The sequence below is a fragment of the Microbacterium sp. AK031 genome, from assembly GCF_024807145.1.
Lineage (GTDB): Bacteria > Actinomycetota > Actinomycetes > Actinomycetales > Microbacteriaceae > Microbacterium.
Genome location: NZ_JANUCA010000001.1, coordinates 676,049 through 696,258 on the forward strand (window position 1 = coordinate 676,049; position 20,210 = coordinate 696,258).

Below are 20,210 nucleotides of genomic sequence, written 5' to 3' on the forward strand. Positions count from 1 at the left end.
AAGTCACCTCACGAAGGAGTGATCTGAATGTCCACCGACAACACCACCGACCCGGCACCCGTCGCGGCGCCCACGGTGACCGCCGCCATCCGGCATGGCGACCTCGACAAGAAGGGCGGCGTCCCGCGCCGCAAGACCAACCTCGTTATCCTCGGCGGCTCCATGGTCGCCGACGGCGGTGAAGGCAGCATGGCCACGACGCTGTTCCCGGTCATAGCCGCGGCCCTCGGACTCGCGACGAGCGCGCTCGGCATCCTCGCGGCCGTCGGTCGCATCGTCGGTGTCGTCGCCGGCCCGGCGTGGGTGTTCCTGTCGAAGAAGTTCGGGCGCAAGGCGATCCTCGCCGTCGCGACCGGCTTCTGGGGGATCTGGGCGGTCGCCGCCGGTCTCTCGCAGGACTTCACGCAGCTGCTCATCCTGTACGGCATCATGGCCGCCGGCACCGCCGCCGCCCATGTGCTCGTGCCCGAGGTCATCGGCGACTCGTTCGAGGACAAGAAGCGCGGCCGCGTCGTGGGCTGGGTGTACGGCGGCACGGCCGCCGTCGGTAGCCTGATGGCACCGCTCATCGGCAGCCTCGCCAACATCGAGGATGGCTGGCGATACGGCTTCTTCTTCTTCGGCGCGGTCAACGTCTTCTTCGGCATCCTCATCTTCGCGTTCTACAAGGACCCGGGTACAGGTGGCGGCGAAGCCCAGCTGAGGACCTTCACGCAGGAGGAGCGCGACGCGGCTTCGAAGATCACGTGGGCGAAGGTCCGCTCGCTGGTGACCATCCGTAGCTACCTCGTTCTCCTCGGTAGCCGGCTGCTTTCCACGCACCTGCTTCTGCCGACGTTCGGTGTGGTGCTGCTCGTGAACGAGTTCGGGTTCGACGTGGCGGTCGCCGCCGTGGCGATGGCACCGTTCGGCATCGGCTACCTTGTCGGCACGATGGGAGGGGGACTGCTTTCCGACTGGCTCAACAAGGTGAGCGTCAACTACGGTCGTGTCGCGATGCTCCAGGCGGCGCAGCTGCTGTTCGCCGTCGTGGCCTTCTTCAGCACGCAGTTCGCGTATGGCGGGATCACCCCGTACCTCGTGCTGTTCGGTCTGAGCGGCGCTGCCATCGGGCTGAACCCGGGCGTGAATCGGCCGCTGGTCATGGCGATCGTTCCCCCGGAGCTGCGTGGAGCCGCGTTCGCGATCTTCGTCTCGATCATCGAGTCGGCAGGCTTCGCGATCTGGACCCTGACGGCAGGCTTCCTCGCCGACAGCATCGGTCTGCAGGCGGTCATGCTGTGGCTCGTCTGCGGTGTCATGGTCCTCAACGCTCTCTTCCTGACGCTGCTGTACCAGCCGTTCAAGAAGGACCGGCTCGCCCTGGTGGCAGAGCTCGACGCGCGCCGCGAGCGCATCCTCGAAGCCGAAGCTGAAGCGGAAGCCGGGGCCCAGCAGTGACTCTCACCCGAAAGGAAACAACGACCATGCCCTCCGAAACCTTGACTCTCGCCCAGGCTGCAAGCCTCAGCTCGGGCGGAAGCTTCTGGACGACCAAGGCGGTCGGCGACATCCCGGCCATCTTCGTCACGGACGGACCGCACGGCCTGCGCAAGCAGACCGGATCGGCCGATCATCTGGGGATCGGCAGCAGCGTGCCCGCCACCTGTTTCCCGCCGCTGGCGGGACTCGGCCAGAGCTGGGACCCCGAGCTCATCTTCCGGGTCGGCGCCGCGCTCGGTGACGAGTGCCAGGCCGAGAATGTGCACGTGCTCCTCGGGCCCGGCATCAACATCAAGCGATCGCCGCTCGGCGGACGCAACTTCGAGTACCTGTCCGAGGATCCCCATGTGTCCGGTGCGCTCGGTGCTGCCTGGGTCTCGGGCCTGCAGAGCAGAGGCGTCGGAGGGTCGCTCAAACACTACGCCCTGAACAATCAGGAGCACGACCGCATGCGGGCTAGCTCCGATGTCGACCCGCGTCCGCTGCGAGAGGTATACCTGCGCGGCTTCCGCCGCGTGGTCGAAGACGCGAAGCCGTGGACCGTCATGTGCTCCTACAACCGTGCCAACGGTGTCCAGGTCTCCGAAGATCCGTTCCTGCTGACGCAGGTGCTGCGTGACGAGTGGGGCTATGACGGTGTCGTCGTGTCCGACTGGGGCGCCGTCCGCGATCGCGTTGCCGCAGTCGCTGCCGGGCTCGACCTCACCATGCCCTTCGACGGAGGTGGCTCGGATGCCGCGCTCGTCGCAGCCGTCGAGGCCGGAGTCGTCGATCGGGCGGTCGTAGATCGTGCGGCATCCCGTGTCGAAGCGCTCGCGCGCACGGCGACGGCAGCAGCTCAAATCGGAGCGACATACGATCGCGACGAGCACCACGCCCTCGCCCGTGAAGCCGCGGCGCGGTCGATCGTGCTGCTGAAGAACGAGACCGGCCTTCTGCCCCTCGCACCGGCCGGATCGATTGCCGTCATCGGCGCGTTCGCCGAGACACCCCGCTACCAGGGCGGCGGGAGTTCGCACGTGACCGCGACGCGGGTCGATGTGCCGCTCGAAGAGATCCGCGCCGCCGCACCAGACGCCGAGGTCGGCTTCGCGCCAGGCTTCACCGTCGACGGGAGCGGCGCGCAGTCGACACTGGTCGCGGAAGCGGTCGACGCCGCGGCATCCGCCGATGTCGCCGTCGTCTTCCTCGGCCTCGACGCCCGACAGGAATCCGAAGGCTTCGACAGGGAGAACCTCGACCTTCCTGCCGAACAGCGGGAACTGCTGGCCGCGGTCGCCGCGGCTCAGCCGAACACGGTCGTCGTGCTCTCGCACGGCGGCGCGCTCGACCTTCGTGAGGTGGCCGCGCACGCCGCGGCTATCCTCGACGGCAACCTGCTCGGCCAGGCAGGGGGTGGTGCGATCGCCGACATCCTGTTCGGTGCCGTCTGTCCATCGGGCAAGCTCACCGAGACGGTTCCGCTGCGGATCGAGGACACCCCCGCGTACCTGGACTTCCCCGGCGAGCACCAGCACGTGCGCTATGCCGAAGGCCTCCACGTCGGCTACCGCTGGTACGACGCGCGCGACCTCGATGTCGCGTTCCCGTTCGGGCACGGTCTCTCCTACACGACGTTCGAGTACGGCGCGGCCTCCGCGCGCGCGCAGGGCGATGGGATCGTCGTGGGAATCGAGGTGACCAATACCGGTCAACGAGCAGGTCGCGAGGTCGTGCAGGCGTACGTCTCGGTGCCCGAGTCGGCTCAAGTGCGCGTCCCCCGTGCGCTCGCTGGCTTCGCGAGTGTCGACCTCGAGCCCGGCGAGCGTCGCGAAGTGGAGATCCACATCGACAGACGCGACCTCGAGTACTGGGACATCCGCCTGGATCGATTCGTCCTCGAATCGGGCCGCTACGTCGTCACGCTCGGATCTTCCAGCCGTGATCTGCGCGCCAGCGTCGAGGTCGAGCTCGGCGGCGACGAGGTGTCATTCCCCCTCACTCTCGAGTCAACGATGGGTGAGGTTCTGTCGAACCCCACGGCGGCCGCGCTGATCGCGCAGGCGATGCCGATGCCCGACTTGCCTGAGGGAGATGCGATGGGCACCGACATGGCCCGAATGATGGCCAGCATCCCGATCGAACGCACGATCTCGTTCAGCGGCGGATCAGCGACACGCGAGCAGCTCGAGCAGCTTCTCGCCGCAGCGAACGCCGACTGACCCTCGGGTGGTGGGGGCGACACGTCGCCCCCACCACCCGTCAGTTCCCAACGTGCCGCGGCGTCTCATCCGTCCACCGCGGCCGAGCCCATCGCGCCCGGGAGTCGGCGACAAACGGTGACGTCCCATGGGGTGGTGTAGTTCTCAGCTCGGAGTGTCACGTCGTTGACGTGGTGAGCCATCGTGCGATGGTCAGTGAGAACTGTCTAGGAATCTCAACGTAAGGACGCAACGCACGATGGCTCTTGACCAGTCTGCCCTCCTCGAGCTCCTCGGGGAACTGAAACTCACCGATATCACCTGACCGGATCCGTGTCGCGACGGAAGCGCTCTATCAGGAGCTGATCGATGCGGAAGCGGCCGCGTTCATCGGCGCCGCCCCGTTCGAGCGCACTCCGGCGCGGACCACGCAACGCAATGGCACCCGCCCGCGCACCCTGACGACCACGGCTGGGGATCTCGAGCTGCGGCTCCCGGGGCTGCGGCAAGGGTCCTTCTTCCCGTCGTTGCTGGAGCGGCGCCGCCGTGTTGATAAGGCCGTGTTCGCGGTGGTCATGGAGGCCTATGTTCACGGTGTGAGCACTCGCAAGGTCGATGACCTCGTGAAAGCGCTCGGCGCGGACACCGGCATCTCCAAATCCGAGGTGTCGCGGATCTGCGCGAACCTGGACGAGGATGTTGTCGCGTTCCGCGACCGGCCCCTCGCCGACACCACGTATCCGTATGTGTTCCTCGATGCGACCTATTGCAAAGGAAGGGTCGGCCGGCGGGTCGTCTCTCAAGCTGTCGTCGTCGCGATCGGTGTCGCGGCCGCCGTGAAGTTTCGGTTTCGAGGTCGGAGAGACCGAGTCGCAGCCGTTCTGGACGAGCTTCCTGCGCAGCCTGAAGGCCCGCGGGCTCGGCGGGGTGAAGCTCGTCATCTCCGACGCGCACACCGGGCTGGTCTCCGCAATCGAGACGGTGTTCGCCGGCGCTGCCTGGCAGCTGCAGGGTGCATTTCATGCGCAACGTGCTCTCCAACGTCCCGAAGGCGTCGGGGCCGATGGTCGCATCGATCATCCGCACGATCTTCGCGCAACCCGACACCGAGCATGTCTTCGCCCAGTTCCACGAGGTCGTCAGGATGCTCACCCGCTCGCATCCGAAGATCGCCGACATGCTCGAGGACGCGAAGAACGACATCCTCGCGTTCTGCGGATTCCCGCAACAGCACTGGCGACAGATCTGGACCATGAATCCCCTGGAAAGCGTCAACAAGGAGATCAAGCGCCGCACGGACATCGTCGGCACCTTCCCCAACCCCGCAACTCTCCTGCGCCTGGCAGGGCACGTCCTGATCGAGCAGCACGACGAATGGGACGGCGCCGACCGCCGCTACTTCAGCGAGCACTCCATGAAGCTCCTGACGTCACCGAAGAGGAGATCGCCATCCCAGAACTCGCTGCGGCATAGCCACAAACAGTTGAACTCGCACGGTGTCGAGAACCTCCACCACTCAGCGAATTGCCACTTGGCCGTGACCAGAAACGAGACCAGAAACTCCTTGAGCGCCTCAGAATCAGCCCGTTTGCGCCCGTGGCAGCCGGTACACTGGGCCTATGAAACCCGCGGAAATCGGCGGAATCATGCGGCAACACGAAGGGGGAGTCGTCACCCCGACGACCAACCTTTGTTCTTGGTTCGAGTCCAGGTACCCCAGCCACAGAAGATCCCTCGCGACAGCGGGGGTTTTCTGTGGTTCACGACACCTGCGCGACGGCATCCGAAGAAGCGGTCATCAACGGTGAGGGTCCCATGTCACGCTTGTCCATCATCCGTGAGCAGCACGGCGACGACACCATCTACCGCGAGGCGGGGCGGCGGATTACAAGCGCCCGTGAGATCGCCAGGATCGACGCACTCGCGATCCCGCCGGCATGGACCGATGTCGAGATCGCGCGTTCGTCGTCAGCCAAGGTGCTCGCTCGCGGTATCGATGACGCAGGTCGGCGACAGGCCATCTACAGCCCGGCGTACCGGCGCCGACAGGAGAAGAAGAAGTACGCGCGCATCCTGCGGTTCGCAGAACGTCTGCCGCGTCTGCGTAAGCAAGTCGAGCATGACCTGCGCAGGCGCCGTATCAGCGAGGACAAGGTCGTCGCATGCATCGTCAAGCTCATCGACCAGGAGTTCTTCCGTGTCGGCAATCCTGAGTATGCCCGCAAGTACAGCCACTACGGGATCACGACGCTGCGCCGCAAGCACACCGACGTCTCCTCGAGCAAGGTCACATTCGATTTCGTCGGCAAGAGCGGGAAGCGGCATGTCAAGACGGTGCGCGATCCGCAGATCGTCCGCATCATCCGCCAGCTGAACGAGATGCCTGGGCACGAGATCTTCCGCTTCTTCGACGAGGACGGGATCATCCGTGACGTCGACAGCAAGCGGGTGAACGCCTACGTGAAGAAGCACATGGGCAGCGAATTCTCCGTGAAGGACTTCCGCACCTGGGGTGGCACTCTGCTCGCGACCTCTGCACTGCTGGCGAGTGAGCAAGATGAAGATGCTGAGGATGCAGCCATTGTCCGCGACGTCGTTGCCGATGTCGCGGAACGCCTGGGCAACACCCCGACGGTGACGAAGGACTCCTACATAGATCCGCGCGTGTTCACGGCCTTCGAGGACGGCGCGACCATCCCTGAAGTTCGCAGGGCGATGGGCCGTATGCGCCCACGCAAGTACCTGACCGTCGAGGAGCAATGCGTGCTCAAGGTGCTGCGCAAGCGCTGAGCGTCTCCGACGGCGTCAGCCGACGTGTCTGGTGAGCCACGACATGGGGTCCACGGCGACACTGTCGATATGCACCTCGAAGTGCAGGCAGGACCCGAAGACGTAGCCCGTCGCCCCGACATCGCCGATGTATTGGCCCGCCGTGACGCAGTCGCCGACCTGTACCGCGCGCGTGCCGTAGTTCATGTGCGAGTACACGGTGCTGACGGCCTCGCCATCGATGACGCTCTCGATCTGGATCGTCACCCCGTATCCCTCGAAGCTTTCGGTGGAGCGCGAGACGCAGCCGTCCATCGCAGCGTTGATCGGTGCGCCGATGGGGGCGGCGAAATCCTGTCCGAGGTGCGATCGTCCTGGTCGTGAAGCCCCGAAGCCGTCAGTGAACGAATACGCTCCGTCGACCATCGGCATCACGACCTGCTCGGCGATGGGGATCTCGACGGCGCTGCCGAGAGGCATCCCTGCGGCCAGAGCGGCGGCGACCGCTCGAGAGTGAGTCTCGTCGATCTCTTCCTGCGTCGTTGCGGAGAAGTTGCCGCGCGGGGCGATCTCGGCGCGGATCTCATCGTTGGATCTGTACGACTGCGCGTCACCATCGATGGTTGTCGAGATGCCGGCGGCGGTGGTCGCCGCAACCAGATCGGCACCAGGGCTCAGGGAGGGGAGAGCTACGCCGGCGATCATCGCGCCCACAGAGAGAGCGGCTCCCACGGCCTTGGCTCTCGCCCAGGGGCGGGTGCGTGGGGTCGGGCGTCGCGTCGTCGCTGCTGGGGCCGCGGCCGAGCGTGCGGCCGAGGTCGCGACCGAGCGTGCGGCAGGTGTTGCGCGGTGGGGCGGCTCGGTCGTCTCGAGCGGTGTCCGTTCCTGGGCCGTGTCAGCCGGGGTCGAGCGTTGACGCATGTCGCGCCGCAGGAGCGGTCGAGATGCGTTGAGGGTATCTGGGTCTGCCGAGGCGGAATCGGGTGCGCGCTCGGGTCGCACTGAAGTCGTGAGGGATCCTTCCGGTACAGAACGGCTCGTTCTGCTCATCGTCGATCCCTTCGGGCGAGACCGTTACCGATCTGTAATGTATGCGGCGCATGGTTGCGTCGTCAAATCGAGTGCCGTGACGGGACGCGGGTGACAGCAGGAAGGCCTGATCCCCGGGATGCGGGGATCAGGCCTTCGAGTGTTCTAATTCAGAGCGCGGTGATGTTCGTCGCCTGGGGACCCTTGGGGCCCTGCTCCGTGTCGAACTCGACCTTCTGTGCTTCCTCGAGGTTGCGGTGTCCGCTGCCCTGGATCGCGCTGAAGTGCGCGAAGACATCGGCAGATCCGTCATCGGGAGCAATGAAGCCGTAGCCCTTGTCGGAGTTGAACCATTTGACAGTGCCAGTGGCCATGCTGTGTTTCCTTTGTGTTCGTGGGCCGAGCTTCGACCCGTAATGCCTCGACGATGTTCGGCTCGGCAGATTGTGGGGCTCTCAGTGCGACGGCGGAGAATTCGCGGCGTCTCTGTGCTGGGAGCGTGAGGTAGATGAAGGACGATGATCGAGTGGCCACCGTGCATGTGAAGGCAGTCGGGCCGATGAACAGCCGGAGATTCCGGAAGTCAACGTGAATGTGTCGCCCCAGTCTAGCCCATTCCCACCGGTTCATGCTGACTGCTCCGGAGTCGTACCGTGAAACGATGGAAGACATGAGCTCAGCGAACCTGACCAGGCAGCAGACCGCCGCACGATCGACGGCGGTGAAAGTGCACGACGTTCGAGTCGAACTCGACGTTCGAGACGCGCCGAACCCTGACAGCCACGGGTTCGGCACGACGACGACGCTGGTCTTCGATGCTTCACAATCCGCCACCTGGATCGACTTCATCGGCGAGTCGGTCGAACGTGTCGCGGTCAACGGCGTCGAGGTTCCCGTCGAGTACGACGGCGCACGAATCACCGTGACGGGACTCACGGCATCCAACATCGTCGTGATCGAGGCGACGGGCATCTACAGCCGATCCGGTGAAGGGCTGCACCGCTTCGTCGATCCCGTCGACGGCGAGACGTATCTGTACACGCAGTATGAGCCGGCCGATTCCCGCCGAGTGATGGCGTGCTTCGAGCAGCCTGATATGAAGGCGTCCTACACCTTTGTCGTGCACGCACCGGCCGACTGGCACGTGCTGTCGAACCAGAGCATCGCGACAACGAGCGAGGTGAACGGGGCGCAGACGGTCGTGTTCGCGCAGACCCTGCCGCTGTCGAGTTACATCACCGCAGTCGCCGCTGGTCCCTATCATCGCGTCGAGGGCACTTGGACTCGCGGCGATCAAGAGGTCGCACTCGGCGTCCTCTGTCGCGCATCGCTCGCGCCGCACCTCGAAGCAGACGAGATCATCGAGGTCACCCGCCAGGGACTGGACTTCTTCACCGATGCCTTCGCCTTCGCATATCCGTGGGGCAAGTACGACCAGATCTTCGTTCCGGAGTACAACCTCGGCGCGATGGAGAATCCGGGTCTGGTCACCTTCACCGAGGCGTATATCCCTCGCGGCGCCGCCACGGACGCTCAGCGAGGGGCCCGCGCCAATACGATCCTGCACGAGATGGCGCACATGTGGTTCGGCGACCTGGTCACGATGCGCTGGTGGGACGACCTGTGGCTCAAGGAGTCGTTCGCCGACTACATGGGCTCGCATGCCTCGGCGGCCGCGACCCGATTCACCGATGCGTGGGAACGTTTCGCCGCCAACCGCAAGGCGTGGGCATATCAGCAGGATCAGCTTCCGACGACGCATCCGATCGTCGCAGACATTCCGGATCTCGAGGCGGCCAAGCTCAACTTCGACGGCATCACGTATGCCAAGGGCGCAGCGGTGCTGAAGCAGCTCGTGGCGTTCGTGGGGGAGGACGAGTTCTTCGAGGGAGCACGGCGATACTTCGCCGCGCATGCGTTCGGCAACACGACCCTGGAGGATCTTCTCGTGCAGCTCGAAGACGTCTCCGGCCGAGACGTTCGGGCCTGGTCGAAGGCATGGTTGGAGACCAGCGGCGTCTCCACGCTGTGGCTGGAGACCGATGGCGCTGGCGAGCGGATGCTGGTGCAGAGCGATCCTCGTCCGCATCGGCTGCGTGTGGGGCTCTACGACCTGAACGCCGGTCGGCTGTCGCTGCGCGAGCAGGTCGAACTCGACATCGTGGCCGAGCGGACCCCTGTCTCGCTGCCGGAGGCCGACCTCGTCGTGCTGAACGACGACGACCTGAGCTATGTGAAGGCGCGGCTCGACGACACCTCGATCGCTGCCGTGACCACCGCCCTCTCGACCCTCGCACCGCTGCCGAGGGCCCTGGTGTGGTCATCGCTGTGGAATGCCACGCGCGACGGCGAGCTGACGGCCGCGACCTATTTGGAGATCGTGCGTCGGCACGCGCCGTCAGAGGAGAACATCGGGCTTCTGTCCGGAGTGCTCGCGAACGCCGCGTACTCGATCGCGCACTTCGTCCTCCCGACCCAGCGAGAAGCCGAACGCTCTGCATGGGCCTCGACCGCAGAGGCCGCGTTGGACACTGCGCTTCCCGGGAGTGACGCGCAACTGGCCTGGGCCCGGGCATTCGCCGCTGCCTCTGCGCTGCACCGCGCGAGCGCCGAGCGGGTTCGCGCGGTCCTCGATGGGAGCGGGCCGAAAGGTCTCCCTCTCGATCCTGAGCTGCGCTGGTCCCTGATCGCGGCACTGGCGACGACGGGGAACTCGTCGGAGTCGGCCATCGCGGACGAACTCGCGCACGACGACACCGCGGACGGGCGCACTTCAGCATTGCGGGCACTGTCCTCCCGCCCCACGCCGGATGTCCGCGCGGCTGCGTGGGATCGAGCCTGGAGCGATACGAGCCTGAGCAACGATCACCTCGACGCCGTCATCGCCGGCGTGCGTGCCGGCGCACGCCGTGACCTCATCGCCAGATTCGACGACGAGTACTTCGCCCGGATCGCCGACGTCTGGGACTCCCGCAGCATCGAGATCGCCAGGAGGCTCGTGCTCGGACTGTTCCCTGGAACGGAGACGACGGACGCCGCCGACGTATGGCTCGCGGCTAATCCGGCCGCGCCTGCGGCTCTTCGCCGCCTGGTGATCGAACAGCGCGACCACCTCGCGCGAGAGATCAGGGTGCGGGCGGCTCAGCCTCAGCTCGTCGCAGAATGATCGGAAGGACGCACGGTCATTCCCATGACCGTGCGCACGATCCAAGGATGAGCACTGTCATCTGCGATGTGGGTCATACCGAGATTCTCGGCGACTCTCCGTGAAGCGACGTTCTCGGGGTGGATGATCGCCGTGAGCAGGGTGGGTGCGTACTCTCGGCGTACGAGCTCCAGGCAGGCGCGCGCTGCTTCCGTGGCGTAGCCGGATCCCTGGTGGTCGCGGCGCACGTGATAGCCGACTTCGCGCACCGGTGTGTCGTTGTAGGACTGCCAGGTTATGCCGCAATCGCCGATGAATTCCCCGCCATGCGTCTCGATCACCCAGAGGCCATGTCCGTCTCTGACATATCGCTCCTGCATTCGGGCGATCCACCCGGCGCTCTCCTCGCGCGTCTTGGGCGCGGGGTAGAACTTCATCGTCTCCGGGTCGCCGAGCATCTGCGCCATATCGTCGAGATCGGCTTGGTCCATCTCCCGAAAGCGCAGGCGCGCCGTTGGCTCGGGCAGCAGGCGGCGGATCACAGGTCGAGTGAATCGCCGGGGTCGAGTTCGAAGAACTCGCCGCCGTTGTGCTCTGTCGCCCACTTCAGACGTGAGCGGTGCATGTCGCGGCCGATGACGGAGAGGGGGATGTCATGCACTCCGAAGGCACGACGCGGCGCCACGGCCAACACGAAGTCCATCGCCTCGTCGATCTTCAGCCAAGGGGCGCCGAGCGGCGCGGCGAGAGTGCCGACGTCGACTCCTTCGGGAATGGCATACGAGTCGCCGGGGTAGTAGAGCTCGTCATTTATCAGCACACCGACGTTCTGCACTCTGGGCAGCGACGAGTGGATGATCGCGTGATCGCCGCCGAAGAAGCGCAGCGTGAAGCGACCGACGGTCACGGTGTCACCGGGCTCGACCACCGTGAGGTCATGGTCCGTTGCGGCCGCGGCAACGCCTGCGGGCGCGAAGACGGGGGTGCCGGGTGCATCGCGGAGGATGCGATCGAGGTGATCAGGTGTCCAGTGATCCGGGTGCTCGTGGGTGATCACGAGGCCCACGAGGCCCGAAAGATCGTCGAGTGGGCTGGTGAATGAGCCTGGATCGATGACCAGAGTGTCGCCGCCCAGGTCGATGCGGAGAGTGGCATGTTCGAACTTCGTGACGCGCATGAGGAGAGTCAACTCCTTCTTGGACTCCGCGGCAAACGCGGCTTTCCGTGATGACGCGCCCGAGATCTTCTCAGGCTCGGGTCGATTTTGCGGAGCGTGAAATCCCATGGCATACTTGAACGGTTGTCGCGGGACGGAAACGCTCCGCAAGACGGCCCCATCGTATAGCGGCCTAGTACGCTGCCCTCTCACGGCGGTAACGCGGGTTCGAATCCCGCTGGGGTCACGCGACACGAGAAAACCCCCGGATTTCCGGGGGTTTTCTTCGTTTGTCAGGCCAGAACCGGTCGGCTACGCAGCTGATCGTTCGCCTGGGATCCTGCGGCGCAGCGCCGCCGACTCGATCGCCGGAGTGTTGTACTCCTGGTCCATCCGGCCGACGCCAGTGCCCGGCGGAACGATCTCATCGATCCGATCGAGCAGCTCGTCCGAGAGCCGCACATCGGCTGCTGCGAGGAGGTCGTCGAGCTGATCCATCGTCCGAGGGCCGATGAGTGCCGACGTCACGCCAGGATGTGCGATCACGAAGGCGAGCGCCATGTGGGTGAGTGGGAGTTCCGCTTCTGCTGCAAGCGGGATGAACTTCTCGACGGCATCGATGCGACGTTCGTCGCGAAGCGCCGCGAACAGACGTGTGCGGCGCAGATCGGTCTCCTGCCCACGACGGACCCGTCCGGTCAACATCCCGCTGGCCAGCGGGCTCCAGATCACGGTGCCCATGCCGTAGCGCTGCGCGACAGGCAGCACTTCGCGCTCGATCGAACGATCCAGAAGCGAGTAGTGCGGCTGCTCAGTGCGGAAACGCTCGAGCCCTCGGCGCTCGGCAACCCATTGGGCCTCGACGATCTCTGACGCTGGCATGTCAGAGGAGCCGATCGTGCGGACCTTGCCACTGCGCACCAGATCGGTGAGTGCGGAAAGAGTCTCCTCGATGTCTGTGTGCGGATCGGGGCGATGCATCTGGTAGAGGTCGAGATGATCGGTGTTTAGCCTCCGGAGCGAATTCTCCACAGCCGTGATGATCCAGCGACGAGAGCCGCCCTGGTGGTTCGGTTCATCACCGATCGGGCGGGCGAACTTCGAAGCGAGTACGACGTCGTCCCGGCGCCCCTTCAGCGCCTTGCCGAGCATCTCCTCGGATTCTCCGTAGGCGTCTGCGGTGTCGATGAAGTTGATGCCGGCGTCGAGAGCACGGGCGACCATCTGATCGACCTCGTCCTGATCGCCGTTGCCGAACGAGCTGAACATCATCGCCCCGAGGGCGAAGGGCGAGACGCGGATGCCGGTGCGGCCGAGTGTGCGGTACTGCATGATTCTCCTTGGATCGATCAGTGGGGCGTGAGCTCCGAGAGCGATAGACTCGCATAAGCGGAACAGTCGTCCGCAACTATACGGAACTGTGTTCCGTTTGTCACGCGAGAGGGAACTGACGATGAGCACATCGGCACAGGACAGCGCGGCACCCAGACGCAAGCGCGCGGATGCTGTGCGCAATACGGAGTCGGTGCTCGAGGCTGCCAAGACCGCGTTCGCCGAATCGGGTGTCGATGCACCGATGCGCGACATCGCTGCTCGTGCGGGTGTCGGCGTCGGCACGATCTACCGAAATTACCCCAAGCGCTCTGACCTGATCATCGCCGTGTTCCGTCGCGAGGTCGACGCGACAGCAGCCGAGGCGGAGCGACTCGCCGGGGAGTATCCGCCACCGGAGGCGCTGCGTCTGTGGATCGCGAGGTTCGCGAACTTCGTCGCCACCAAGCGCGGTTTCGCGAGCGCGCTGCATTCCGGCGACCCCGCATACCAACCGCTGCCAGGCTATTTCGTCGGGACGCTCGCTCCGAAGGTGCAAGGCATCCTGGATGCCGGTGCTGAAGAGGGCAGCATCCGCTCCGATGTGCTGGCGGGCGATCTCATCAACGCGCTCAGTCGGCTCGCTTCGGATTCTCCTGGCAGCGCCGGAGATCGAACAACGCGGATGACCGATGTGCTGCTCGACGGGCTGCTCGTGCAACGCTGACACCGCTGCCAAGAGCGTGTCGTCTCCTCGTCACGACCGCAGCGTCATCTCCCTCAACTGCCTGTTGCGCAGCGGGAACGCCATCATGAGCATGAGCGCGCCTCCGAAGAGGACGAACGGCACCCACGTCGCGGTCACGGATGCGAGGGCGCCGAAGCCCGCCATCGCCAGCGGCATGAGCACGTCGTCACCAAGCCTCGTGATCGAGCTCATCCGTCCGAGGTACGCAGTGTCGATCGTCGCCGCGAACGTGGCGCTGAGCAGCACAGAGGCGAAGCCGGCAGTCAGACCGATGACGAAGCACCCGATCGCGGCCGCCCACGCGGGACCCACACCGATCAGGATGATTCCTGCGCCCTGCACGACAAGCGCCCAGAATCCGCCGCGCGCCTCGTGGAGCGGACGCCATCTGGCCACCGAGATCGCGCCGAGCGCCGCACCGAGGCCGATCAGCGCCTCGAAGAGTCCCACAGCCTGCGCGCCCCAGCCTTCGTCGTGCGCGCGCAGCGCGATTCCGATGCCCGTCGCGGGCCCGACGGCGAGATTCAGTCCGGACAGGGCGATCACCAGCGTGCGCGTGGTCGGTGCGTCGCGCAGATGCGCGAAGCCGTGCTGGATGCCACGCAGTATGGACTCGCGTGCGGAGCGAGCCAGGGCGAAGCGGGGTCGCAGGAAGATCGCGATGAAGGCGATCACCAGCGTGAATGTCAGCGCGTTCAGTGACGCGCTCCCGCTCAGCCCCGCGTAGGCGACGAGGAACCCGCCGATCGCGGAGCCGCCCATGGTTCCGAGTCGGGTCGCGGTCTGCATGACCGCGCTGTACGACGGCAGGTCCGTCGTGCGCACCAGCTGCCGACCGATGGTGGCTGCCGAAGGCTCGTAGAATGCGTCGCAGACACCGAACGCGATGGCTGCGAGCAGCAGCACGAGCACCGACGGCGGATGAGCGAGCACCCACAGTGCCACGAACACCAGGAGCCCGACCCTCAGCGCGTTGAACAGGATCATGATCGTGCGTGCGTCCGCACGATCGGCCAGCGCCCCGCCGAACAGCAGGATGACGGCGCGGGGTATCGTTCCTGCTGCGACGATGACGCCTGCGATCGCCGGAGACGTGGTCTGCACCGCCGTCCATGCGAGCGCGATCGTCCAGATCGCATCACCGGCATCCGACAGCGCTTTGACGGCGATCCAGGCGTGGACGGTGAAGTCACGTGAGAAACGTGGTGGTTCTCGAAGCTGTTTGGGCTCTGCGATGCTCATGGCGTCGTCGGGAACCCGTGTGCGAAGACGAAGACCGGACGGCGTGCTGCACCGTCGTCGGTGTCGATACCCGCCCGCCAGGCATCGACTGTCGTGCGAAGAGCCTCCGAGAGCGTCGCGAGTTCCTCCGCCGTCGCCCAGGTGAACGTGTCGATGCTGAATGCGGCGCGTGACCACTCCGGAGCTCGCCGCTGTGGCTTGCTGCTGTGCCACCCTTTCAGCCGTTGCAGCTGCGTGGAGATGTTCGTGCGCTCGGCCTCGCGCGCCAGCAGGGCGTCCGAGGGCGAGTCCCCGAAGTCATCGACGGACCAGGTGAAGCCACGACGCGCCGGCTTCCACCAGCTCGTTCGCTTGTCCTCGTTCGGGTCGTCGGCGCGCTCCACGATGCCTGCGCGCTCCAGCATCCGCAGATGATGACTGATGCTGCCGACCTGCTGGTCCAAGGCGCGAGCCAGGGTGGTCACCTGGCTCGCGCCGTAGAGGCCGAGGTAGTCGACGATCCGTCGGCGTACGGGGTGGTGCACAGCGGTGATGGCCTGGATCTCTTCCATGCCACCAACGCTATGAGCGGTCAGCGATCTTCACAAGAGTTCTTGTATACCCCGGAAAATCAGGGAGTTTGGCGTTCCTTACGACCGCGGCGCTGACGCCGGATCAACCAGATCACGAGTACGACGGAGCCAGCGACGACAAGCCAGGGGAGGAGGAAGCCGATAGTGATCACGAGAGCGTTCAGCGAGACGATCAGGCCGTTCCATCCCGCGAGGAGCCCATCCCCGAAACCGTCCGGCTCGGGCGTGGTCGCCGATGCCTCGGGGGTGAGCTGCACTTGCAGCGACGACATGGCGACCTGATCCTCGAGCGCGGCGAGCTGCTGCTCGTAGGACTCGAGCTGGGCCTGCCGATCCGTCAACGCGATCTCCGCTTCGATCAGCTCGGACACACTGCCCGACTGCGACATCAGCTCCGTGAGCCGGGCGACCGACGCGCGCGTCGCCTCCACTCGGGCACGCAGGTCGATCGCTGTCGATGTGACGTCCTGCTTGGACAGCGACGACGAGTCGACCACTCCGATGTCAGCGAGATCATCGATGACGCCGGTGAGATCGGCGGAAGGCACACGGATGCTGATCCAGCCGTAGCCGGCTTCTGGTTGGTCCGGCAGGCTCATGTCGGCGGCCATCGGCTCTGCGGAGACATCTGTGCTCTCGACATAACCGCCACGCGCCTCTGCGAGTGCGGCGATTTCGTCGACGGCACCGGCGATATCGCCGACGCGCACTGTGGCCTGGGCACTCGCGATGATCTCGCGGTCGGCGCTGTCGACGTCGGCACCCACCACCGAAGAGGATGCGTCGTCGACGCTCTCCGGCACCGCCATGTCGCCGCCGGTCCGGTCAGCGAGGCCCACGACGCTGCCACCACCATCGACGGTGGAGACGCCGACGGTGTTGAGCAGGGGAGGAGTGATGAGTATGCCGGCGACGAAGGCTGCGGCGATCCCGACGCCCGTCAGCCATCCGCGCCGCCGGCTCTTCCTCTGAACCGGATGCTGCTCGGGCGAACGCTCGCGCGCGATGTCCTCGAACACGGCATGTTCGATGCGCTCGATGCTCGTCTGGGACAGTTCGGGCAGCGCTGCCGCAGAACCCGTGGATGTCTGGTCGTTCATGCGTCTCTCGCTTCTTCCTCGACAGCGCCCCGCAACTGCGTGCGCACCCGTGAGAGACGGTTCCGAACGACGCCATGGCTGATTCCGAGTTCGTCAGCCGCGGCCTGGTAGGCGTAGCCCTCCGTGGCACACAATCGGAAGACCTCCCGATCCAGCGCACTGAGCGCGCCGATCTCGGCCGTGATCCGCTCCGCCAGCGCTGCGGAGATGACCTGCTCCTCGACGCTGACGGTGTCGGCGAGGTCATCGTCTGCGGCTTCCGTCGTATGCGCCTGCTCGCGACGCCGCTGGCGAAGACGGTTCGCCGCCTGGAAGCGGCAGATCGTCGCCAGCCACGGCAGAGCCGATGCTCCGACGAGCTGCAGTCCAGGCAGTTTGCGCCAGGCGACGACGAACGTCTCCTGCGTCACGTCTTCGGCGTCGGCTGCTGACCCAAGGATGCCGTGGGCGATCCAGTACACAGGGCGAACATGCACACGGTAGAGCGCGCGGAACGCGCCCTCATCACCGGACGCGGCGCGCGCCACCCAGTCCTGGTCCTCGGACCGCTCTTGGTCTTCGACAAGCTCAGACATCCTGCTCCGTTCGGTGTCTCTCACCAGAGAAGTGTCAGGAGATGCCCCATCGTCTCAGATCGATGTCGAATCTGCTCAGCGACGACTCACCTCGACTGTTTCGCCCTGCCTCGGAAGCTCCGGTAACATCGGTTCAGCGAGAGGGAGTATCCCGAGTTCACGCGATCGTCATCACGAGCACCGACAATGCTGCTCCGGGCGCGTGACGCACTCAGTGCGGGGAGAGACTTTCGATCTATTCCCGACCTCTCTCGAAAGGTGCTGAGCGCCCTTGAACATCCCTGTCTGGTTCGAGATCACCGCCCTGGTGGTGCTCGTCCTCATCCTCATCGGCGACCTGCTGCTCGTCCGGTTGCGTCCCCACATCCCGTCGACGAAGGAATCCAGCCTCTGGGTGGCGTTCTACGTCGGCCTCGCGCTGATCTTCGCCGTACTGCTGTACTTCGTCGCCGGCGGCCAGTTCGCGGGCGAGTTCCTCACCGGTTGGGCGCTCGAATACAGCCTGTCGATCGACAACCTCTTCGTTTTCGTGCTGATCATGGCGCAGTTCTCCGTCCCGCGTCGCCTGCAGCAGCAGGTGCTCATGGTGGGCATCATCATTGCGCTCGTCCTGCGCGGGCTGTTCATCCTCGCCGGGGTCGCGATCATCGAGAACTTCTCGCCGATCTTCTACATCTTCGGCGCGTTCCTGATCTGGACCGCGGTCCGTCAGGCCATGCCAGAGGGTGATCACGAGGGCGAAGCGAAACGAGAGAACTTCATCGTTCGCCTCCTGCGTCGTCGGATCGACATAAGCGAGGAGTACGACGAGGGCAAGCTCCGCACCGTCGTCGAGGGCAGGCGCATGTGGACGCCGATGATCATCGTCTTCGTCGCGATCGGCGTGACCGACCTCATGTTCGCGATCGACTCGATCCCCGCGATCTTCAGCATCACCCACAACAGCTTCCTGGTCTTCACCGCGAACATCTTCGCGCTGATGGGCCTGCGCCAGCTGTACTTCCTGCTCGGCGATCTGTTGGACCGCCTCCGCTACCTCCACTACGGCATCGCCGTCATCCTCGGCTTCATCGGCGTGAAGCTGATCCTGCACGCCATGCATGTCAATGAACTGCCCTTCATCAACGGCGGACAGCACATCGAGTGGGCACCGGACATCCCGATCTGGCTGTCATTGACGGTCATCGTGGCGTCGATGGGCGTCGCGACGATCGCGAGCCTCGTCGCCTCCTCGAACGAGAGGCGTCGCGCACCGGAGGAACTGCATCCGGAGCCTCCCACGCACTGATCGCCCTCGACACGACCACCCGCCGCTGCGGTGTAAACTGACCGGCATGCGGCGGGTGTTCCTTCTCCTTAGTGGCCGCGACGAGACCTCGAACTAGGCCTTCCTCGTCGCGGAGTCCAGTGTGGCCGACCACCGACTTCTGGAGATAAAGACATGACCTCAGCTGCCCCCACTGGCTCTTCGAGTCCTCGCACGCTCGCCGAGAAGGTCTGGGATGACCATCTCGTCGTGAAGGGCGAGAACGGCGAACCGGATCTCATCTACATCGACCTGCACCTCGTGCACGAGGTGACGAGTCCGCAAGCGTTCGACGGACTGCGTGCAGAGGGTCGGCCGCTGCGCAGAGTCGATCTGACGATCGCGACCGAAGACCACAACACTCCGACGCTTGACATCGACAAACCGATCGCCGACCTCACCAGCCGCACACAGATCGAGACGCTGCGTCGCAACGCCGCGGATTTCGGCGTGCGCATCCACTCTCTGGGCGACGCGGAACAGGGCATCGTGCACGTGGTCGGGCCGCAGCTGGGTCTGACCATGCCCGGTATCACCGTCGTCTGCGGCGACTCGCACACCTCGACGCACGGCGCCTTCGGCGCTATGGCGTTCGGTATCGGCACCAGTGAGGTCGAGCACGTCATGGCGACACAGACGCTGCCGCTCAAGCCGTTCAAGACGATGGCGATCACGGTCGAGGGCGAGATCAAGCCCGGCGTGAGCGCGAAGGACATCATCCTCGCCGTGATCTCGAAGATCGGAACAGGCGGCGGTCAGGGCTACGTGCTCGAGTTCCGCGGCAGCGCCATCCGCGCCCTCTCGATGGAGGGACGCATGACGATCTGCAACATGTCGATCGAGGCAGGTGCTCGTGCAGGCATGGTCGCGCCGGATGAGATCACCTTCGAGTACCTGAAGGGACGTGCGCACGCGCCGGAAGGACAGGACTGGGACGATGCCGTCGACTACTGGCGCACGCTCCCCACCGACGACGGAGCCGTCTTTGACGCCGAGGTGCTGATCGATGCGAACCAGCTTGAGCCGTTCGTGACCTGGGGCACCAACCCGGGGCAGGGGAGCTCGCTCTCGTCGTCTGTGCCTGACCCGGCCGACATCTCAGATCCCAACGAGCGCGTCGCCGCCGAGCGTGCGCTGGAGTACATGGATCTCACGCCGGGCACCCCGCTGAAGGACGTGCCGGTGGATGCCGTGTTCATGGGGTCCTGCACGAACAGCCGCATAGAAGACCTGCGCGCGTTCGCATCCGTCATCAAGGGTCGCAAGAAGGCCGACGGCGTCCGCGTCATGGTGGTTCCAGGCTCCGCACGGGTGCGTCTGGAGGCCGAGGCGGAGGGCATCGACCAGATCGTCAAGGACTTCGGTGCGGAGTGGCGCTTCGCCGGCTGCTCGATGTGCCTCGGCATGAATCCGGATCAGCTGGCACCGGGGGAGCGCTGCGCATCCACGTCGAACCGCAACTTCGAAGGGCGCCAGGGCAAGGGCGGCCGAACCCACCTCGTCTCACCGCTCGTCGCGGCGGCGACCGCGGTGCGCGGCACGCTGTCGAGCCCGAGCGACCTGGAATCCGCACGTGAGCTGGTAGGAGCCTGATC

Annotated in this window: 17 protein-coding genes, 1 tRNA gene and 1 pseudogene; 10 read left to right on the forward strand and 9 right to left on the reverse strand. The window is 65.4% G+C overall.

Annotated elements, in window-relative coordinates; translation table 11 throughout:
• Window positions 1-27 precede the first annotated feature (27 nt).
• The 4 genes and pseudogenes from HDC95_RS03190 to HDC95_RS03205 all read left to right on the forward strand — a co-directional run bounded on the left by HDC95_RS03190 (window position 28) and on the right by HDC95_RS03205 (window position 6,452).
• Window positions 28-1,440, forward strand: a complete 1,413-nt coding sequence (locus HDC95_RS03190) for an MFS transporter (RefSeq protein ID WP_259061724.1) — start codon at window positions 28-30, stop codon at window positions 1,438-1,440.
• 26 nt (window positions 1,441-1,466) lie between these two features.
• The gene (locus tag HDC95_RS03195; protein WP_259061725.1) at window positions 1,467-3,683 is read left to right on the forward strand and encodes a glycoside hydrolase family 3 C-terminal domain-containing protein; all 2,217 of its coding nucleotides are present in this window, start codon (window positions 1,467-1,469) and stop codon (window positions 3,681-3,683) included.
• Between the two features lie 238 nt (window positions 3,684-3,921).
• Window positions 3,922-5,136 (forward strand): annotated as a pseudogene (locus tag HDC95_RS03200) (IS256 family transposase); the annotation flags it as partial.
• 281 nt (window positions 5,137-5,417) lie between these two features.
• Complete coding sequence (locus HDC95_RS03205; protein ID WP_259061726.1) at window positions 5,418-6,452, forward strand: DNA topoisomerase IB; 1,035 nt, start codon at window positions 5,418-5,420, stop codon at window positions 6,450-6,452.
• 15 nt (window positions 6,453-6,467) lie between these two features.
• Here HDC95_RS03205 and HDC95_RS03210 read toward each other — a convergent pair whose 3' ends face one another.
• Window positions 6,468-7,163 carry a M23 family metallopeptidase gene (locus HDC95_RS03210; protein ID WP_259061727.1) on the reverse strand — a complete coding sequence of 232 codons (696 nt, stop codon included), beginning with the start codon at window positions 7,161-7,163 and terminating at the stop codon, window positions 6,468-6,470.
• A gap of 4 nt (window positions 7,164-7,167) precedes the next feature.
• On the opposite strand from HDC95_RS03210, the gene HDC95_RS03215 reads away from it, so the two are divergent.
• The gene (locus HDC95_RS03215; RefSeq protein WP_259061728.1) at window positions 7,168-7,347 is read left to right on the forward strand and encodes a hypothetical protein; all 180 of its coding nucleotides are present in this window, start codon (window positions 7,168-7,170) and stop codon (window positions 7,345-7,347) included.
• Between the two features lie 283 nt (window positions 7,348-7,630).
• On the opposite strand, the gene HDC95_RS03220 is transcribed toward HDC95_RS03215, so the two are convergent.
• Window positions 7,631-7,834 carry a cold-shock protein gene (locus tag HDC95_RS03220; protein ID WP_033104556.1) on the reverse strand — a complete coding sequence of 68 codons (204 nt, stop codon included), beginning with the start codon at window positions 7,832-7,834 and terminating at the stop codon, window positions 7,631-7,633.
• Window positions 7,835-8,130: 296 nt separating this feature from the next.
• Between HDC95_RS03220 and pepN the strand changes: the two genes are divergently transcribed.
• Window positions 8,131-10,626: an aminopeptidase N gene (gene pepN, locus HDC95_RS03225; RefSeq protein WP_259061729.1), complete on the forward strand. Its 2,496-nt coding sequence runs from the start codon at window positions 8,131-8,133 to the stop codon at window positions 10,624-10,626.
• On the opposite strand, the gene HDC95_RS03230 is transcribed toward pepN, so the two are convergent.
• Both HDC95_RS03230 and HDC95_RS03235 read right to left on the reverse strand, forming a co-directional pair.
• Complete coding sequence (locus tag HDC95_RS03230; protein WP_259061730.1) at window positions 10,608-11,147, reverse strand: GNAT family N-acetyltransferase; 540 nt, start codon at window positions 11,145-11,147, stop codon at window positions 10,608-10,610. The two genes, pepN and HDC95_RS03230, sit on opposite strands and share 19 nt — an antisense overlap.
• Window positions 11,144-11,782 (reverse strand): MBL fold metallo-hydrolase, encoded by a 639-nt coding sequence (locus HDC95_RS03235; protein WP_259061731.1) that lies wholly within the window; start codon window positions 11,780-11,782, stop codon window positions 11,144-11,146. The genes HDC95_RS03230 and HDC95_RS03235 overlap by 4 nt, the downstream gene beginning before the upstream one ends.
• 153 nt (window positions 11,783-11,935) lie before the next feature.
• Between HDC95_RS03235 and HDC95_RS03240 the strand changes: the two genes are divergently transcribed.
• A tRNA-Glu gene (locus HDC95_RS03240) sits at window positions 11,936-12,008 on the forward strand.
• A 65-nt stretch (window positions 12,009-12,073) separates the two neighbouring features.
• On the opposite strand, the gene HDC95_RS03245 is transcribed toward HDC95_RS03240, so the two are convergent.
• Entirely contained in the window at window positions 12,074-13,093 is a 1,020-nt protein-coding gene (locus tag HDC95_RS03245; protein WP_259061732.1) for an aldo/keto reductase, read from the reverse strand.
• Window positions 13,094-13,214: 121 nt separating this feature from the next.
• On the opposite strand from HDC95_RS03245, the gene HDC95_RS03250 reads away from it, so the two are divergent.
• Window positions 13,215-13,799: a TetR/AcrR family transcriptional regulator gene (locus HDC95_RS03250; protein WP_259061733.1), complete on the forward strand. Its 585-nt coding sequence runs from the start codon at window positions 13,215-13,217 to the stop codon at window positions 13,797-13,799.
• A gap of 30 nt (window positions 13,800-13,829) precedes the next feature.
• Here HDC95_RS03250 and HDC95_RS03255 read toward each other — a convergent pair whose 3' ends face one another.
• The 4 genes from HDC95_RS03255 to HDC95_RS03270 are packed head-to-tail and all read right to left on the reverse strand — an operon-like array spanning window position 13,830 to window position 17,309.
• Window positions 13,830-15,062, reverse strand: a complete 1,233-nt coding sequence (locus tag HDC95_RS03255; RefSeq protein ID WP_259061734.1) for an MFS transporter — start codon at window positions 15,060-15,062, stop codon at window positions 13,830-13,832.
• Window positions 15,059-15,613: a helix-turn-helix domain-containing protein gene (locus HDC95_RS03260; protein WP_259061735.1), complete on the reverse strand. Its 555-nt coding sequence runs from the start codon at window positions 15,611-15,613 to the stop codon at window positions 15,059-15,061. The genes HDC95_RS03255 and HDC95_RS03260 overlap by 4 nt, the downstream gene beginning before the upstream one ends.
• Window positions 15,614-15,672: 59 nt before the next feature.
• A complete protein-coding gene (locus tag HDC95_RS03265) occupies window positions 15,673-16,734 on the reverse strand; it encodes a DUF4349 domain-containing protein (protein ID WP_259061736.1) in 1,062 nt (353 codons plus the stop codon).
• Window positions 16,731-17,309, reverse strand: a complete 579-nt coding sequence (locus HDC95_RS03270; RefSeq protein WP_259061737.1) for an RNA polymerase sigma factor — start codon at window positions 17,307-17,309, stop codon at window positions 16,731-16,733. Before HDC95_RS03270 ends, HDC95_RS03265 begins: the two co-directional genes overlap by 4 nt.
• A 271-nt stretch (window positions 17,310-17,580) precedes the next feature.
• On the opposite strand from HDC95_RS03270, the gene HDC95_RS03275 reads away from it, so the two are divergent.
• The gene (locus tag HDC95_RS03275; protein WP_259061738.1) at window positions 17,581-18,597 is read left to right on the forward strand and encodes a TerC family protein; all 1,017 of its coding nucleotides are present in this window, start codon (window positions 17,581-17,583) and stop codon (window positions 18,595-18,597) included.
• Window positions 18,598-18,750: 153 nt separating this feature from the next.
• Window positions 18,751-20,208, forward strand: coding sequence for a 3-isopropylmalate dehydratase large subunit (gene leuC, locus HDC95_RS03280; protein WP_259061739.1), 1,458 nt, complete (start codon window positions 18,751-18,753; stop codon window positions 20,206-20,208).
• Window positions 20,209-20,210: the final 2 nt, after the last annotated feature.

Coding starts and splice junctions, on each gene's coding strand:
- HDC95_RS03220 (WP_033104556.1), bottom strand. CDS start 7,834: ATGGCCACTGGCACTGTCAAATGGTTCAACTCCGACAAGGGCTACGGC.
- leuC (WP_259061739.1), top strand. CDS start 18,751: ATGACCTCAGCTGCCCCCACTGGCTCTTCGAGTCCTCGCACGCTCGCC.
- HDC95_RS03235 (WP_259061731.1), bottom strand. CDS start 11,782: ATGCGCGTCACGAAGTTCGAACATGCCACTCTCCGCATCGACCTGGGC.
- HDC95_RS03265 (WP_259061736.1), bottom strand. CDS start 16,734: ATGAACGACCAGACATCCACGGGTTCTGCGGCAGCGCTGCCCGAACTG.
- HDC95_RS03245 (WP_259061732.1), bottom strand. CDS start 13,093: ATGCAGTACCGCACACTCGGCCGCACCGGCATCCGCGTCTCGCCCTTC.
- HDC95_RS03250 (WP_259061733.1), top strand. CDS start 13,215: ATGAGCACATCGGCACAGGACAGCGCGGCACCCAGACGCAAGCGCGCG.
- HDC95_RS03260 (WP_259061735.1), bottom strand. CDS start 15,613: ATGGAAGAGATCCAGGCCATCACCGCTGTGCACCACCCCGTACGCCGA.
- HDC95_RS03190 (WP_259061724.1), top strand. CDS start 28: ATGTCCACCGACAACACCACCGACCCGGCACCCGTCGCGGCGCCCACG.
- HDC95_RS03255 (WP_259061734.1), bottom strand. CDS start 15,062: ATGAGCATCGCAGAGCCCAAACAGCTTCGAGAACCACCACGTTTCTCA.
- pepN (WP_259061729.1), top strand. CDS start 8,131: ATGAGCTCAGCGAACCTGACCAGGCAGCAGACCGCCGCACGATCGACG.
- HDC95_RS03195 (WP_259061725.1), top strand. CDS start 1,467: ATGCCCTCCGAAACCTTGACTCTCGCCCAGGCTGCAAGCCTCAGCTCG.
- HDC95_RS03270 (WP_259061737.1), bottom strand. CDS start 17,309: ATGTCTGAGCTTGTCGAAGACCAAGAGCGGTCCGAGGACCAGGACTGG.